Source organism: Candidatus Pantoea communis, from assembly GCF_011752685.1.
GTDB classification, from domain to species: domain Bacteria; phylum Pseudomonadota; class Gammaproteobacteria; order Enterobacterales; family Enterobacteriaceae; genus Pantoea; species Pantoea communis.
In genome coordinates this window covers 1-16,575 of the sequence record NZ_VWXC01000026.1, presented here as the reverse complement: position 1 = coordinate 16,575, position 16,575 = coordinate 1, and the positions used below count along the sequence as shown (strand labels likewise).

Here is a 16,575-nt window from a genome sequence, read left to right as displayed (position 1 = left end):
CGCTTAGCGCACATTCAGTTTTTCCGGCGTGGTGCCAATCGCGCGCCACTCCGGCACATACATTGATTCGACCTGCGGAGGCGGCAGACGATAGCTACCCGGCGTCACCGCGCGTGCCAGATACAGCAACGTGGCTGGGGTGTAGCCATCCAGCGCCAGAGCCGCAACGAAGCGGTCATCACGGAACTCAATGTGTTTGATGTTGGCTTGTTGCATATCCATCATGCTCTCTTTCAGTGCATCGGCGCTGTCGCCCAGGCTGGCGCTACTGTCACTCAGGTTCTGGTTTTCCAGTTCCAGCCCCGCCGGCAACAAATCCACCACCAGCGCATCGCTCACCCGCTCGCTGGCCGCCACTTTCAACCGCACCACCAGCAATTCACCACTTTTCAGGTTGGTGAGGTCAGCCGGCTTACCGTCGAGGGTGAAATACTCGCGGGTGATCTTCAGCACGTTGCTGATCGGCGACGGTGCTGTTTGCGGATAACCCACCACATTGAGCGTGCCGTAAAGCGGCGAAGTATTGTCGCTTTTCACCGACAAGCCCTGGCGTAGCTGATCTTCGCTGATCCCCATGTTCAGCGTCTGATTGCTGCTCAGCGGTTCGCTTCTGCCCTGCAATGTGGCTTGCCACTGTTCACTTTTGTGCTGCTGTAAGGTGCGAGCGGCGAGGAACAGCGCATTGTTTTCCTGGGTGGAGAACCAGCGCTGACCATGTACCGCTTTCGCCAGATCAATCAGTAATGGCCCCTGCATATCGGGCAGCAATTGGTTTTCTGTGATGAGCGCAAGAATCAGCGCGCGGTCACGCACCGGGCTGCCGTAATCACCTAACCAACTGTTGGGTTTGCGCTCCAGCCCGATGCCCTGTGCCAGCGCCAACTGCGCGCGCTGTTGATCACCCATCAGTTTCAGCGCCACACCCAGTTGCACCAGCGCCAGGCCTGATTTTGCCTGCTCACGCTTGTCGTACAGTGCACGCAATGCACCGAGCGGCGCCTGTTGCTGTCTTGCTAATACCAGCCCGGCGTAAGCTTGCACACTGAAACGCAATCCATCGGCATCGCTGCTCCAGCTGGTTTCTATCTGTGCCGGGTCCTGCAGATAGCGCAGCAAGCGCTCATCGGCGCGGCTGATCACCCCTTCCGGCACGCTGTAGCCCGCTTCACTGGCACGCAGCAGGAAATCGGTGACGTAAGCCGTCAGCCAGAACTCCTCCTGACTCTCTTTGCTCCACAAACCAAAGCTGCCATTACCGCGCTGCATACCTGCCAGGCGTGCAATACCGGTGGCGACCGACGCCCGGCGTGCCTCATCGGTGCTGGTTTTAATACCCAGCGCATCCAGCTGTGCTTTGTTGGTGAACACCGATGGCCAGATGCCACTGGCGGTCTGCTCAAGGCAGCCGTAGGGATAGGCATACAGCTGGCTGATAAAGCTGGCGATATTCAGCGGTGGACGATTACTCAGCGACAGCTGTCCGGTCAGCGTATCCTTTTGCAGGCCGTTAAAGGCACTTGCCACTACCTGCCAGCTTTGGCCCGTTTGCATCACGTTGTCGAAACTCAGGGTTTGGGCAGGATAAGCCGGACGCACGCCGATGGTCCATTTACGCTCGCTGGGCTCCAGCGTCTCACCCGGCAGACTCATGCCAGAGACTTTGAGCTGCACCGCCCCCTCACCAAAGGCGCCCTGGGCTTTAACCGGGATTTGCAAGGTCGTGCGCGCACCTTTCGCCAGTTGCACGCTAGAAGTGACAGTGCCGTTCAGGGCAATTAGGCCCTGCGTTGTTACGTCGACTTTTAACGTCTGCGGCTGATCGGTCAGGTTGGTGAGATCGAGCGCCAGCGTCGACTGGTCACCGCTGGCCATAAAGCGCGGCGTCGCCAGTTCACTGATGAGCGGCGCGGCCACCACCATTTTGCGCTCCGCTGAGCCGAAGCTGTCTGCGCTCCATACCTGCGCCATCAAGCGTAACTCGCCATTAAAGGCCGGAATCGGGAGATCGATGGTGCCTTCGCCGTTGGCATCCAGCGTCACCGGCTGCAGCTGTTGTGCGACGATCTGCACATCGGTGACCGGCTTCTTACCGCCGCGCGACAGCGCATCGGCATCATCGCCGTCACCACCAAAGCGCAGTGCCGCCAGCTTGCCACCGCCTTCGATGAGCTGACCGTAGACATCATATTGATCGGCGTTGTAGCGCTTGCGGCCAAAGAACGCGTCCCACGGATTTGGCGTTTTGTAATCAGTGATGCTCAACACGCCGCTGTCCACCGCTGACAGCAAGACCTGAACCTGTTTAGGCAACTCACCGCCTTCACGGCTGGCTTTCACCTTCACTTTGACTGTCTGCTCAGGGCGGATTTTTTCGGGCGCATCCATCGCCAGATTGAGACGTCGCGCTTCGGTCGCCATCGGCAAATGCAGCAGCCCCACTGCCCTTTTCGGCGTGGTGCCGTTGGCTTTATCGCCGTCACGCACCACGATGGCGCTGAGATAGAGATCGTGACGCTTCCAGCTCTCATTAATCGGTACATCAATGGTCGTGCCACCGGCAGGAACGTCGAGCGGCTGCCACCACAGCGTTCCGCTGCTGGATTCCACCATCAGATACCCTTTACCGGCAGCCGGTGATTCCACCTGTACTTTAGCGGTATCACCCGGTTGATAGGCGCTTTTATCGATTTTCAGTTTGACCTGATCGGGACGTAACGCGCCGGTGCCGTCGGTGTTGTCCTGCCACCAGTAGCCCGCATTGAAACGCACGCTGCTGACAATGTTCTCTCCCGCATGCACCTCCAGACGATAGGTGCCCCACTCCACCGGGAAGCTGATTTTCTGGCTGCCGCCCGCGGCAATAGTGATGCGCTGCTCGTCTTCCTGCAGATCCTTCTGGTCATAACGCGACTGCCACCCTTCGCTGTCTGAGAAGCTCCAGAAGTAGTCACGGCGTTCATGGATCAGGCGGACATCCAGATCCTGCGCCGCCAGTTTTTCGCCTTGCGGATTGGCATACACCACATCAAATTCCGCCAGGCCGTTTTCAGGCACGGTCGGTTCATCGCGGTAACGATCGGTGCGATAGTCATAAACTGACTCACTGTTAAACAGTGGACGGATGCCCGGCAGTGCAGGCGCGGGCCAGATCGATTGAGTCGCGCGACGCGTAACCGGACGCCCACCGGTTTCCAGCAGGCTGGCTTGCAGTATCAGGCTGAGCGGCGAATGACTTTCTGCCCAGCTGCTTTCCACGTTGAGCTGCAGTTTGCCGTTCTCATCCAGCTTTTCATCAACGTCATCGAGACTGCGTTTCAGTTCCTCAGTGATATCGCCAAATTGATAGCCAGGCAGCGCTGCCACAGCTTCACGCGCTGGCCGCAGGAACAGCTGCCCCTGCAACTCATTGCCCGCCGCTGGTGCGCCATACAGATAACGGCCCTCGACATCAAAGGTCACTGAGGCGTCCGGTGCCAGCGGCTGTTCGCTGTTGCTCAATGCCAGCGCCATACGTTCTGGCAGGAAATCTTCGACATGAAACGGCCAGCTGCGCAGCTGGTTATCACCGCTGTTAATGCGCAGCGTCCATTCGCCGGTCATGGCTGAAGCCGGCAGTGCAAAGCGCTGCTGGTACACACCGTTTTCCGGCTGCCAGACAAAGGTTTGAGTGACTTCACCATTGGGCTGCACCACTTCGGCTTTCACCGGTTGTGGCGGCAGCGGCTTGCCATCGGCATCACGCAGTAACGCGTTGACGATCACCGTTTCACCGGGGCGATAGAGATCGCGCGGGCCGAACAGGAAGAACTGCTTATCATAACCCTGCGGACCATCAATCGGGAATTCGGCGAGATCCAACGCCGGACGATTGAGATCGATCAGAGAGGTTTGCCCTTTCTGCGTTGCCAGCAGCAACTTGCCTTTGGCATTGGCGGGCAGGCGCAGATGGCCATTGCTGTCACTGGTGCCACTCGCCAGCTGTTGGCCTTTCTCGTCCAGCAGTTGCACATTGACGTCATCCAGCGGTGCGCCATTGGCGAGGCTTTGCGTAAAGAGTTCCAGTTGATCCGGGAAGCTATGCAGCGATAAACCAATGTCACTGAGCGTAAACAGGGTTGCTGGCTGTGTGTAATTGTAGGTTCCGGCCTGTTTCATCACCGCCAGATAAACACCGGGCTGCTTGAGCGCATCCACATCGCTGAGCGGCAGCTGCATCTTCTCACGCGTGTTGCGGGCCGGATTGAGATCAAAACGTCCGCTGTAGACCAGATCGGCATTTTTAAGCAGTTCGCGTGATTCCCAGTACGACAGGTTGTTACCGTAATTCCACTGGGCGAGAAAATCGGCCAGGGCGGCATTTTTTACCCGGAAAAAATCGACATCAATGTTGTTCACATTGAGTGCCAACACCGGTAATCCCTGCGTCAGGCGCAGCGGTAGCAGCGATCCGCGGCTGGCGAAGCCCACCATCGGCTGGATATCGCGGGTGGTCAGTGTCTGGCTGAAAGGGCCGGATAAGGTACTGCCATCGGCGGCCTTGAGGCCGGCATCGACGGTCACTGTTAATTTGCGCGACGGTTCAGGATGGCGGAAGCGTAGCGCCTTGCCATTCTGCGCCAGTTCCCAGCCGCCATCGACTTTACCGCTTTTCTCATCGCTGATATGGACCCGCGCGTTCAAGTCCTGTTTGCTATCGATGGCACTATTGAAACTCAGCACCAGTGCTGATGCGCCATCCAGTTGCAGCTCGGAAAGATCGATCACCGAGATCGTTTTCGCCGCATTTTGCACCACAGGCGTATCCTCAGCCTGCGCAGGCAGCAAAGCGCCGCCCAATAGTGTTCCGCCGATCAGCACGCTGAGCAGCAGTCGATTAACGCGTTTTGCCATGGTAAGTCCCTCACCAGCCCCAAAGGTTAAAATAGTGTGCTGCGCAATTTCACATCAACCTACTCACTTTAGCAACGATACCCTTGAGATAGCGTTCACATTCCCGGACACTGGCTCTTTCCATTTTCCGATGATTGAGAAGAGGTTGTTGCGATGACAGCTCCCCTGTTTGTCTCTGCCGATTGGTTAAAAGAGCATTACACCGATAAAACGTTGCAGGTATTAGATGCGCGCATGTTGCCGCCAGGTCAGGAAGCGGTGCGTGATATCCAGGCGGAATATCTGGCAGGGCATTTGCCCGATGCGCCTTATTTCAATATCGAAGCTTTGTCCGATCACACCAGCGCTTACCCGCATATGATGCCGCGCCCGGAAGCTTTTGCCGTGGCGATGCGCGAACTGGGTGTTAATCAAGATAAACATCTGGTGGTTTACGACGAAGGTAACCTGTTCTCTGCACCCCGCGCATGGTGGATGTTGCGCGCCTTTGGCTGCGTCAATGTGTCGATTCTGGCGGGCGGTTTGCAGGGCTGGAAAGCGGCAGGCTTTGATGTCGCTTCGGGTCCGGTTGATCTGCCAGAAGGCGAGTTCGAAGCCCATTACGATCAGGGGCTGGTGAAACGTTTGACCGATGTGTTGTTGATCAGCCATGAGGGCGGCGCGCAGATCGTTGATGCCCGAGCGGCTAACCGCTTCAATGCTGAAGTCGATGAGCCTCGCCCCGGTCTGCTGCGCGGACACATCCCGAATAGCCTGAATATGCCGTGGAACAATCTGGTGGTGAACGGCGAGCTGAAACCAGCGGCTGAACTGCGCGATTTGTTTGAAAAAGCAGGTATTCAACTGGATCAACCCATTATCGCCAGCTGCGGTTCGGGTGTGACGGCAGTGGTGGTGATTCTGGCGCTGACGTCGCTGGGCGTCCGTGACGTCACGCTGTATGACGGATCCTGGGGCGAATGGGGCAGCCGCGACGATTTACCGATTGAGAAATAAAGTTTTGCTAGCCGATTAAACTGCTGAGCATGGCAATGAAGGGGGGTGCAGAATAAAATTCTGAGCCTGCCAATGATGGTTTGACTACCGCGCAATAAATTGCGCCGCTACCCGATAAGTGCGATCTGTAGCGGCGCGATCAGATAAGTGCGATCCGTAGCGGCGCGATTTATCGCGCGTATCTTAAGCCGGACGATGGCTTTCAGATGCGCAATAAATTGCACCGCTACAAGCGAAGTTTAAATAATCCGCTGACTGCCTTTGAAGTCGCGCAGGAAACTCCCCCAGCGACGCTCATAAAAAGGCGTGATATGGGCGGTGAAGAAGTGGCTGACGCCTTTCTCGTCGACCACCACTTCGCAGATATCAATCGGTGCATCATCCGCCAGCGTATCGGTTGCCACGCTGCCTGCCGCCTGAATAATCTCATCGATATTGCTATCCGCTTCGATACCGATCAGCAAATTGGGTTCTTCCGTGGCGCTCTCACGAATGCTGGCGATATAAGCACGACGCACCTGCTTATACTTGGCAAACAGCTGCGTCAGTGAATCAATCATCTGCGCGGGCGGTTCAGCCACTTCCGACAGAAGCAGCGCATGACCGCCTTCCAACACCGTTTGCTGACTCAGCGCACTGCCCTCTTCACCGATCAAATGGGCAATCTCACCCGGTGAAAACTCTTTACCGGCGGGCAGCTTAGGATTGAGGAATAAACTCTCACCCAGGGTCATTTCGAACAGCGTGCGCGCGGGCAGGCGCAGATAAGGCTGCTCCTCTTTGATTGCTTCCTCCATCGCCTCTTCTGAGGTGAAGAACGGGATAACGCTGCCTCCGCCCTCTTTTTCCCAATGCAGCAACTCCACAGGCGAGGTGGCATCAAACTGCTCTGCAGGACTTTCACCTGGCACCCAAATATCAGATTCCAGCAGTAGTTGAAAGAATTCCGGGCGGTGCGCAGGCTCAGTGGCGGCCAGCTTTAGCACCTCTTCAAGACGATTGCTCATTTATCAAGTTCCAAAAAAACGGCAAGCTCATGCATGAGGTTTGCCGCTTAAGCGCTGTTAGGTCGCCATCAATGACGACCCTACACAATACTGATGACGGGTGCACACCACTGGCGGCCTGACGTAGGTTACACATCTCTCTGCGACCCGACGTAAGGTGCGCACTCATGCGCACCGATTTTATTTCAGTAACAGATTGGCAATAGTGCGCACACCCAGACCGGTGGCACCCGCTGACCACTGATCCACCGCGCTTTTACGGTAAGTGGCAGAACAGTCAATGTGCAGCCAACCCTGCTGATACTTGCTAACGAAGTAAGAGAGGAACGCCGCCGCGCTGCTGGCACCGGCCGCATGTGCCGGACTCGCGATGTTGTTCAGATCGGCAAAGTTTGACGGCAGATGGCTGCGATGGAACTCCGCCAGCGGCAGACGCCAGAAGGCTTCGTTTTCACCGGTTGCACTGCCCAGCAGAGATTCCGCCAGGACATCGTCAAAGGTAAACAGGGCGTGATAATCGTTGCCCAGCGCCGTTTTCGCTGCACCGGTCAGGGTAGCGGCATCGATCAGCAGTTCAGGATTTTGCTCGCTGGCATCAATCAGACCATCAGCCAGCACCAGGCGCCCTTCCGCATCGGTGTTCATCACTTCCACGGTTTTACCGTTACGATAGCGAATGATGTCGCCGAGACGGAACGCGTTACCGCTCACCATGTTGTCAGCACAGCACAGGAACAGCTTCACACGTTTCTTCAGGCCACGCGCAATCGCCAGCGCCAGCGCGCCAGTCACCGTTGCTGCGCCGCCCATATCGGATTTCATCGAATCCATAAACGCGCTCTGCTTCAGGCTGTAACCACCGGTATCAAAGGTGATGCCTTTGCCAACCAGACAAGCGTAAACCGGCGCATTTTCATCGCCGGTGGGGTTGAAGTCGAGCGCCAGCAGCACTGGTGCGCGAGTTGAACCACGGCCCACGGTGTGAATACCGGCATAACCCTGCTCACGCAGATCTTCGCCTTTGGTGATGCGATAGCTCACTGCGTCACCGCCCACTTCGCTAATCAAATCGATCGCGCTGTGCGCCAGTTGTTCCGGGCTGAGATCTTCCGCTGGTAAGTTGATGGTGTCGCGCACCCAGTCAACGATCTTCAGACGACGATCAAATTCTGTTTGATCGTTTTCGCTTAATGCTGGCCACTCTACCTGGCGCTTGCCTTTCGGGCTGCGATAGCCTTGCCAGAATGCCCAGCACTTCTCTAAATCCCACTCTTCGCCGCTCAGAGCTACGTGGCGAATCCCCTGACCGTCCAGCTTACGCCCCGCGCGCTGGATGCTCATCAGCGCATCGGCGCCAGTCAGGTGAAGGGTCATGCCACTTTCAGTGCTGCTCAGCAGTGCTTTTTCACCCCAGCGCGCATCGGCGGCCTGGGAGCTGAGCGTAATTGTCATCGGTTGTGTTGTCATCGCGTGGCTCCGTTTGCGTTAGGTGTCACCTTACGCCAGAACCGGCGCAAGGGGTGCATGAATTAGCGGGACGTGGCGGGCGTTAATGCCCGTAAACGGCTTACCGCTTTATTGACCAGCTCAATGGCATAGTCAATTTCCTCTTCGGTAGTGAAGCGTCCCAGCGAGAAGCGCAGCGAGCTGTGTGCCAGCTCCTGCTCAACGCCCATGGCGCGCAGTACATAAGAGGGTTCGAGACTGGCCGAGGTACAGGCAGAACCGGACGACAGCGCCAGATCTTTCAGCGCCATAATCAGTGATTCACCATCAACCTGAGCAAAACTGAGGTTGAGGATATTCGGTGCGCCCTGCTCAAGCGAACCGTTAATATTCACATTCTCTAACTGGCTGATGCCGTGCCACAGACGTTGGCGCATGGCCGCCAGACGCGCCATTTCACTGCTCATCTCTTCACGTGCAACGCGGTACGCTTCGCCCATGCCCACGATTTGATGCACCGGCAAGGTTCCGGATCGCATACCGCGTTCATGACCGCCGCCGTGCATCTGCGCATCGATCTGTAATTTAGGTTTACGACGCACCCACAGCGCACCAATGCCTTTCGGACCGTAGATTTTATGCGCTGAAAACGACATCAGATCCACCGGCAGTGCCGCAACATCAATCGGCAATTTGCCGACGCTTTGGGTGGCATCAACATGAAACAGGATGTCACGCGCGCGGCACAAGGCTCCGAGCGCAGCGATATCCTGAATCACGCCGGTTTCGTTGTTCACATGCATCAGGGAAACCAGCACCGTGTCATCGCGTAGTGCGGCTTCCAGCATCGCAGGCGTGACAATGCCATCGCTGCCGGGTTGCAGATAGGTGACGTCGAAGCCTTCACGCTCCAGTTGCTGGCAGCTATCCAGCACTGCTTTGTGCTCAGTTTGACTGGTAATAATGTGTTTGCCGCGCGCCTGATGGAATTGAGCCGCGCCCTTAATGGCGAGGTTATCAGCTTCGGTGGCACCGGAAGTAAAAACGATTTCACGCGGATCGGCATTGACCAGCTCTGCAATCTGATTGCGCGCCACATCAACGGCTTCTTCTGCCTGCCAGCCAAAACGGTGAGAACGGGAAGCGGGGTTACCGAAGGTGCCATCCAAAGTGAGGAACTGCATCATTTTGGTGGCGACACGCGGATCGGCAGGCGTTGTCGCTGCGTAATCCAGGTAAATCGGTAATTTCATTGCGCTAAAACTCCGTATAAAAAATCATACGTCTTTATAGCACGATTCAGCCCCGGCTGTGTGAACAGCAAGGGCTGAAGGGGAGCGGATTAAGCACGCAGATTAACGTTGATGGTTTCCTGCATACGATGCTGCTGGAAGCGGCGAGTGTCGTTCATGTTCTGACGATCTGCCACATCAAGGATTTCCTGGTTGTTTACCAGTTCAGCCAGCGTGATGTTGTTGAGGAATTCGCTGATGCGTTCGCTCAGGTCACGCCACAAGACGTGAGTCAGGCAGCGCTCGCCGCCCTGGCAGCCTTCTTTGCCCTGGCACTTGGTGGCATCAACAGATTCGTCAACCGCCGTGATCACCGCGCCAACGGCAATCGCGCCAGCATCTTTACCTAACAAATAACCGCCACCTGGACCACGAACGCTGGCCACTAAACCGTGCTTACGCAGACGTGAGAATAACTGCTCCAGATAGGAGAGCGAAATGCCCTGACGCTCAGAAATGTCAGCCAGCGGCACCGGGCCCTCGTTTGAGTGCAGTGCAACGTCCAGCATAGCGGTTACGGCATAACGTCCTTTGGATGTCAGTCTCATAGCATACAACCTCGTAAGCGTCCGTCCGGGTATCGGCGGGCTATCTGATGAATTGACGCCAGTCTGCCATTCCTGAGTAAAACGGTCAACTATTTAACCAAGTAATTTACTCAACTATTTAACCAACTGTTTTACTCAACTATTACCCTTATCACCTTTAGGCTTTTGGAACGAGGCCAACATCCCGCGCAGGATGTTGAGTTCATCACGTTCCGGGCGCGCGCGGGTGTAGAGACGACGCAGTTTGCTCATCACCTGGCTTGGGGTGCCTTCACGGATAAAGCCGCTCTCCAGCATCATCTTTTCAATGTGCTGATAGAAACGCTCCAGATCGTCCACCAAAGGATAAGGGGATTCTTCTTCTTGCGGTTGTGGGCTGGCTTTCTCCTGCGCATCCAGCCATGCCATACGCACTTCGTAAGCAATGATCTGCACTGCCATCGCCAGGTTCAGCGAGCTGTATTCCGGATTTGCCTGAATGGCGACGTGATAGTGGCACTTCTGCAACTCTTCGTTGGTCAGGCCCACACGTTCACGACCAAACACCAGTGCAACCGGTGCCTGCTGGCCCTCTTCCACGCTTTTGATACCGCATTCACGTGAATCCAGCATCGGCCAGGGCAGCGAACGGGAACGCGCGCTGGTGCCGACAACCAGGCTACAGCCTGCAATCGCTTCGTCCAGCGTATCCACGATTTTTGCATCGCCAATCACATCGCTGGCGCCGGCGGCAAGAGAGATGGCCTGCGAGTCAGGTTTGACCAGCGGGTTGACCAGATAAAGATTGGTTAAGCCCATGGTTTTCATGGCGCGAGCAACAGAGCCCATGTTGCCAGTGTGCGAGGTTTCAACCAGTACGATTCGGATATTTTGCAGCATAATAGTGAGCGGTGAGAAAATGATGGCGCGTAGCCTAGCATAAAAGCAGGACATTTGCTGAACACCCTGATATACTCCGCGCCGTTTTCACCCGTTCTTTAACATCCAGCGAGAGATACCGATGCATCCGATGCTCAACATCGCCGTGCGCGCAGCGCGCAAGGCCGGAAATTTAATTGCCAAGAATTATGAAACCCCGGACGCTGTCGAAGCCAGCCAGAAAGGCAGCAACGACTTCGTTACCAATGTTGACCGCGACGCAGAACGTCTGATTGTCGAAGTGATTCGCAAATCCTACCCGCAGCACTCCATCATCACCGAAGAAAGCGGTGAACTGGCGGGTGACGATCAGGACATTCAATGGGTAATCGATCCGCTGGATGGCACCACCAACTTCATTAAACGTTTACCACACTTCTCAGTTTCAATCGCAGTGCGCATCAAAGGCCGCACCGAAGTGGCTGTGGTTTACGATCCAATGCGTAACGAACTGTTCACCGCTGTTCGCGGTCAGGGCGCACAGCTGAATGGCTACCGTCTGCGTGGCAGCACCGCGCGTGACCTGGATGGCACTATCCTGGCAACCGGCTTCCCGTTCAAGCTGAAACAGCACGCAACCCCTTACATCAACATCGTCGGCAAACTGTTCACTCAATGTGCTGACTTCCGTCGCACCGGTTCTGCTGCGCTGGATCTGGCTTACGTGGCCGCTGGCCGCGTGGACGGTTTCTTTGAGATCGGTCTGAAGCCATGGGATTTCGCTGCGGGTGAACTGCTGGTGCGTGAAGCGGGCGGCCTGGTGACAGACTTCACCGGCAACCATGGCTACATGATGTCCGGCAACATCGTTGCAGGTAACCCACGTGTTGTGAAAGCTATGCTGGCGACCATGCGTGAAGAACTGAGCGAAGCGCTGAAGCGCTAAGCACAAAAAAGGCGGATATCATATCCGCCTTTTTTTACGCCGTTAAAACGGTCGTAACCCGCTACTCATCATCGGCTGTGCGCTTTGCCACAGTAACCACCCTGCCAGTACCAGCAGAATCCCACCTGCTAATCCTAATGCCGGCATAATGATTTTCGCCCCGTGCGACATTGCACTGTTTGCCCCTAGCTTTTCAGCTAATCGCCGCGATCGTTGAACTAATAAGCCCATTGCGGAGACCGTGACCGCCGTACCGATGGCCATGGCCACCGCCGAGGCCACACCCCACGCATAAACACCAATCACCTTAGAAAACAGCAGCATCATGATGGCGCCAGAACAGGGACGCATGCCCATGGAGAACACTACCAGCGCCTGGGTTTTCCCGCTCACCGCGCGATCCATCTGTTCAGCACTCGGCAGATGCGCATGACCGCATCCGCAGTGTTCATCATGCTGGTGATGTGGGCGAATGGCGTGAATCTGAATCTTCGCCGACGCGGGACGTAATAGCGGAAGTAATGTACGCAGCGCACGCCAGCCGACCCACACGCCCAACGCCATCACCAGCAGATAACTGCCCTTCTCCAGCCAGTAACTGCCGAGATGCATTTGCCGCGATGAGGTTTGCAATACCACCAGCATCACTGTGACCAAACCAATCGCCACACCGCCTTGTAACAGTGCGGCCAGTAGCGTCAGTTTCATGCTGGTTTTCAGCTTCGCGGGATGCGTCGCCAGGAAGGTGCTGATCACCACTTTACCGTGCCCTGGGCCCAGCGCGTGCAGCACACCATAAGCCAGGCTAAAAAGCATTAAAGTCACGCCCGCCTGCTGAGGCTGGTCAGCGACTTGTTGCAGGAGTTGGGTCATTTCGCGATTGAGGACTTTCTGCCATAACACGCTTTGCAGCAATATTTGCGACCAGTGCTGCCACAGGGTATATCCGGCAGCAAGCATCACTATGGCCAGCAACCAAAGCGGCCACAGTCTGCGTGAACGAGAAGGCAGAGAAATCAATGACATGTCAGGGTTACCGTTTGCGCGAATTGCTGACCAAGATCCATGTCTTCCGGCGGCGCATCGGCTTTATCCAGCGACAGCGCATATTGCTTGAGCGAGTCATCCGGTTTGGGGGTGTGTAAGCCTATCTGGCAGTGTGCTTTTACGCCGTCGTCCATGGTTAATGCCTGTGGGTTATCGTAATACATATCAACAAAGTAGCTCGGATCGAAGGTCTGAATACGATACTGTTTCGCACTCAGCGACTGGGGTTCGCCAAACGGCACAATAAACTCCAGCACTGCTTTGTTGCCGTTGCGCGACAAATTGTACTCTTTGGGCAAATTCAGGAACTTCACCCGCGTTTTGTCCTGCCATACCTCTGAGAAGTAATGTTGCCCCAACACGTTCGCCATCACCTGCGCCGCCAGCTTTTTCCATACCACGTCACCGGGTTTCGCTTTGCCGGCATCGTAAAGCAGACCGGCTGAAGTAATTTCATCCATGGTCCACACCATTTTCATGCCTGTCAGGTGATCGTTTTCGCTGACAAACTCGTTTTTCATATCGATAAAGCTGTGCGGATGAGACCAGGCTGCAGCGCTGAACAACAGCGTAAAAGGAATGAGTGCAATTTTCATGTGTTATAAAGTAACAATTCTCAAGTGAAGATTATACTGGTCCAGAAAAACTGTGACCCGCCTAAAAGCTCTGAGCAAAAGTCACGACAAAGTGCAGGGTTACCGCGTGGAGTTAGCTATTCTTAGCTCAAAAATGACCCGCGGATAATACTATTGATGAGTTCTGCACCTTCATCTGCACCACTCTTCAGCCGTGCCCAGCGTCGTTGTCATCTGCTATTGCTACTGTTTCTGCCTGCTCCCGCGCTAACGCTTGAAAAGCTCTGCCAGTTAAATGGTGTTGATCCTGCCGTTGCCCGACAGGATATCGCGGATGTCGGTGATGAGATACAGCGCTTCCATCAACTGGAGTTACACCAGATGGTGGATGGCAGCTTCCGCATACATGGGACGGAACTGGACAGGCGGCTCTGCCTGCTCCATTGGCTGCGACGCGCGCTGCGCCTGTCGCAGGATTTCGTCTGCGAACATTTTGCTCCCGTGCTGCGTCAGCGCCTAAAAGTCCTCAATATCGAAAAAGCGCTGTGGGATGAAACCAATCTGCAGGCGTTAATTCAACATTGTAGTCTGCGACTAAGCCGCGATTTCACGCCGCGCGACCGCCTGTTCCTGCAAATCTTTATGAAGTACGCGCTGTGCCAACGGCAAAATGCACTGTTTAATGAAAAACAGCGGGCATGGCTGGCAGCAAAAACCGAGCGTGCTGCCGCAGATGATGTGATCCACCACTGGCAGAAACGCTGCCATCTAGCGCCGGACGTTAGCGAAACCGACTTCTGGACGCTGCTATTCAGTTTGATTCATGCGCCGGATGGGAATCAGCTTGAAGACCACCAGGCGCAGCAGCTCATGCTGGCCGTAGAAGCGTTAATCGCCCGTTTTGAACAGCTGGCGCAGACACGCGTCAAAAATCAGCACGAGCTGAAATTGCAATTATTCACGCATCTGGCGCAAGCGCTGGATCGCAGTCACTTTGCCATTGGGATTGATAACAGTGTGGCATTGGACGTGGCGCGTCTTTATCCACGTTTACTGCGCACCACCGAACGCGCGCTCTATCACTTTAGCAGTGATTTCGGCACGGAATTCAGCGCGGAGGAAGTGAGTCTGGTGGCAGTGTTGTTCGGTGCCTGGCTGATGCAGGATAGCGCACTGCAGGAGAAGCAGGTACTGCTGTTGACCGGCGCGGATGCGGCAATGGAACAATTACTGGAGCAGCAAATCCGCGAGATAACGCTGCTGCCAATCAACATCACTTATCAGGATATGCTGCACTTTCAACGAGAAGGTGCACCGCGTGACGTGGCGCTGGTAATCACACCCTACGCCACATCGTTACCGTTGTTTTCACCGCCGCTGATCCACGCCGAGCTGCCGCTAAGCTATCATCAGCAGCAACGCATTCGTCAACTGCTGGAAGCTTAAGCGGCGCGCGGACGAAGGAACAATGCAGGAAGCGCCACCAGTGCCATCACCCAGAACAGATGTCCCTGTAAATGGGTAAACAGCACACCGCTGAGCATCGTCATCACGGCAATCCCGCCGCCCATCGCCAGTGCAGAGTAAAGCGACTGCAATCGAATCACCTCGGCCCCTTTGCGCGCGGCAATAAAGCGCATCGCTGCCAAATGGCATACGGTGAAGCTGCCACAATGCAAAATCTGAGCAGCAATGAGCAGCGGCAGCGCGGTGCTGGATCCCAGCATCACCCAGCGCACTAACGCACAGCAGCAAGAAAGCAGCAGCAAGTCGCGGGCACTCCAGCGACGGAACAGACGATTACTCAGCGCGAAGATGACGATTTCCGCCACTACGCCCAACGACCATAGATAGCCAATCACCGATGCGGAATAGCCTGCTTCCTGCCACCAGATAGCACTGAAGCTGTAATAAGCTGCATGTGCCCCCTGCATTAGCGTCACGCATAACATAAAGCGCCAGACCGCGTTCTCCCGTAGCATATCGCGCCACGCCGTCCAACCGCCGCTTGCCCCCTGCCGCACATCACCTTGTGGCCGGGTTTTGGGTACTAACATCATGCCGCTAAGCATGGCCAGCAAGCCCACACTCAGCAGTGCCAGAATCGCCTGTGATGACCAGGCACTCACTAGCATCCCCGTCAGCGCAGAGCTAATCACAAATGCCAGCGAACCCCATAGCCGCACCGGGCCATAAGCCAGACCAATTTGCTGCGTCCAGGTCGCTGCCAGCGCATCGCTGAGCGGCACCAACGGCGAGAAAAACAGGTTGAAGCCCACCATGACCAGTAACAGCCATAACCATTGGCCGCCAAACCAGAAACCTAACGCAAACAGGCACGTCATCAATGCCAGCAGCCGCAACGCCAGAATCAGCTGAGACGGGTTTTTAACCTGTGAGGCGATCAGCAGGCTACCGACAAATCGCGCCACCATGCCGCAACCGAGCAGTAAGCCGATTTTTTCAGCGTCCAGGCCTATGCCTTTGAGCCAGACGCTCCAGAAAGGTAAGTAGATGCCATAACAGAAGAAGTAGGTGAAGTAGCTGAGTCCCAGCCATCTGGCCGATCCGATGGTCATTTTGCCTCCCACAGGCATGTCAGCTGCGCCCGCAGCCCATTGGGCCGCTACTTTGTCAGAGGCTTGAACAAAAGTGAAATGAAAGGTCGGGGAATCGCTTTTTCTGCGACAGGCTTCGTATCGGAAATCGTACCTCAGACGCCTTAATAACAAGGTCTGCGTGAACGCTTCATGTGCGGTGTGTGCGGTGTGTGCGGTGTGTGCGGTGTGTGTTGACTCTATACAGCATGGGTCGCGTGCATAAAAAAAGGATGGCAAGCGCCATAATGCCAGTCAGTTAAGCCTGACTGGCATTTTTTCTTCTTGCTGTCGGATATTTATAGGGTCTCTCTTTCACCACCCTTGGGAACGAGCGCTCCCGTCGTCCCGGCAGTCTGACCATCTCTGCTAT

13 protein-coding genes are annotated in these 16,575 nt (G+C 55.7%); 3 read left to right on the top strand and 10 right to left on the bottom strand.

The genetic code is table 11. The annotated features are described in order from the left end of the window. Positions 1–3: 3 nt before the first annotated feature. Complete coding sequence (locus F3J37_RS24435) at positions 4–4,890, bottom strand: alpha-2-macroglobulin family protein (protein ID WP_166936319.1); 4,887 nt, start codon at positions 4,888–4,890, stop codon at positions 4–6. A 153-nt stretch (positions 4,891–5,043) separates the two neighbouring features. On the opposite strand from F3J37_RS24435, the gene sseA reads away from it, so the two are divergent. Then, positions 5,044–5,886: a 3-mercaptopyruvate sulfurtransferase gene (gene sseA / locus F3J37_RS24430; protein WP_166936317.1), complete on the top strand. Its 843-nt coding sequence runs from the start codon at positions 5,044–5,046 to the stop codon at positions 5,884–5,886. A 239-nt stretch (positions 5,887–6,125) separates the two neighbouring features. On the opposite strand, the gene sseB is transcribed toward sseA, so the two are convergent. The 5 genes from sseB to trmJ all read right to left on the bottom strand — a co-directional run bounded on the left by sseB (position 6,126) and on the right by trmJ (position 11,058). Further along, positions 6,126–6,893: an enhanced serine sensitivity protein SseB gene (gene sseB, locus F3J37_RS24425; RefSeq protein WP_166936315.1), complete on the bottom strand. Its 768-nt coding sequence runs from the start codon at positions 6,891–6,893 to the stop codon at positions 6,126–6,128. Between the two features lie 180 nt (positions 6,894–7,073). After that, the gene (gene pepB, locus F3J37_RS24420) at positions 7,074–8,360 is read right to left on the bottom strand and encodes an aminopeptidase PepB (RefSeq protein WP_166936313.1); all 1,287 of its coding nucleotides are present in this window, start codon (positions 8,358–8,360) and stop codon (positions 7,074–7,076) included. Between the two features lie 62 nt (positions 8,361–8,422). Then, positions 8,423–9,592, bottom strand: coding sequence for an IscS subfamily cysteine desulfurase (locus tag F3J37_RS24415; RefSeq protein WP_058959147.1), 1,170 nt, complete (start codon positions 9,590–9,592; stop codon positions 8,423–8,425). An 89-nt stretch (positions 9,593–9,681) separates the two neighbouring features. Beyond that, on the bottom strand, positions 9,682–10,179 hold the full coding sequence (iscR, locus tag F3J37_RS24410) for a Fe-S cluster assembly transcriptional regulator IscR (protein ID WP_034825654.1): 498 nt from the start codon (positions 10,177–10,179) through the stop codon (positions 9,682–9,684). Between the two features lie 135 nt (positions 10,180–10,314). Then, positions 10,315–11,058 carry a tRNA (cytosine(32)/uridine(32)-2'-O)-methyltransferase TrmJ gene (gene trmJ / locus F3J37_RS24405; RefSeq protein ID WP_034825966.1) on the bottom strand — a complete coding sequence of 248 codons (744 nt, stop codon included), beginning with the start codon at positions 11,056–11,058 and terminating at the stop codon, positions 10,315–10,317. A 121-nt stretch (positions 11,059–11,179) separates the two neighbouring features. Here trmJ and suhB point away from each other — a divergent pair, with 121 nt between their 5' ends. Continuing rightward, positions 11,180–11,983: an inositol-1-monophosphatase gene (gene suhB, locus F3J37_RS24400; protein ID WP_034825653.1), complete on the top strand. Its 804-nt coding sequence runs from the start codon at positions 11,180–11,182 to the stop codon at positions 11,981–11,983. A gap of 42 nt (positions 11,984–12,025) precedes the next feature. On the opposite strand, the gene F3J37_RS24395 is transcribed toward suhB, so the two are convergent. Then, positions 12,026–13,009, bottom strand: coding sequence for a nickel/cobalt transporter (locus F3J37_RS24395; RefSeq protein ID WP_058959150.1), 984 nt, complete (start codon positions 13,007–13,009; stop codon positions 12,026–12,028). Next, on the bottom strand, positions 13,000–13,626 hold the full coding sequence (locus F3J37_RS24390) for a DUF1007 family protein (protein ID WP_166936311.1): 627 nt from the start codon (positions 13,624–13,626) through the stop codon (positions 13,000–13,002). Before F3J37_RS24390 ends, F3J37_RS24395 begins: the two co-directional genes overlap by 10 nt. Positions 13,627–13,782: 156 nt before the next feature. Between F3J37_RS24390 and csiE the strand changes: the two genes are divergently transcribed. Beyond that, positions 13,783–15,051: a stationary phase inducible protein CsiE gene (gene csiE, locus F3J37_RS24385; RefSeq protein WP_045814928.1), complete on the top strand. Its 1,269-nt coding sequence runs from the start codon at positions 13,783–13,785 to the stop codon at positions 15,049–15,051. Here the strand turns inward: csiE and F3J37_RS24380 are convergent. Together F3J37_RS24380 and F3J37_RS28210 are read right to left on the bottom strand one after the other, a co-directional pair. Further along, a complete protein-coding gene (locus F3J37_RS24380) occupies positions 15,048–16,184 on the bottom strand; it encodes a 3-phenylpropionate MFS transporter (protein ID WP_166936309.1) in 1,137 nt (378 codons plus the stop codon). The two genes, csiE and F3J37_RS24380, sit on opposite strands and share 4 nt — an antisense overlap. Before the next feature lie 277 nt (positions 16,185–16,461). Further along, positions 16,462–16,575, bottom strand: a 114-nt coding sequence (locus F3J37_RS28210) for a hypothetical protein (protein WP_237449408.1), incomplete at its 5' end; no start/stop codon positions are given.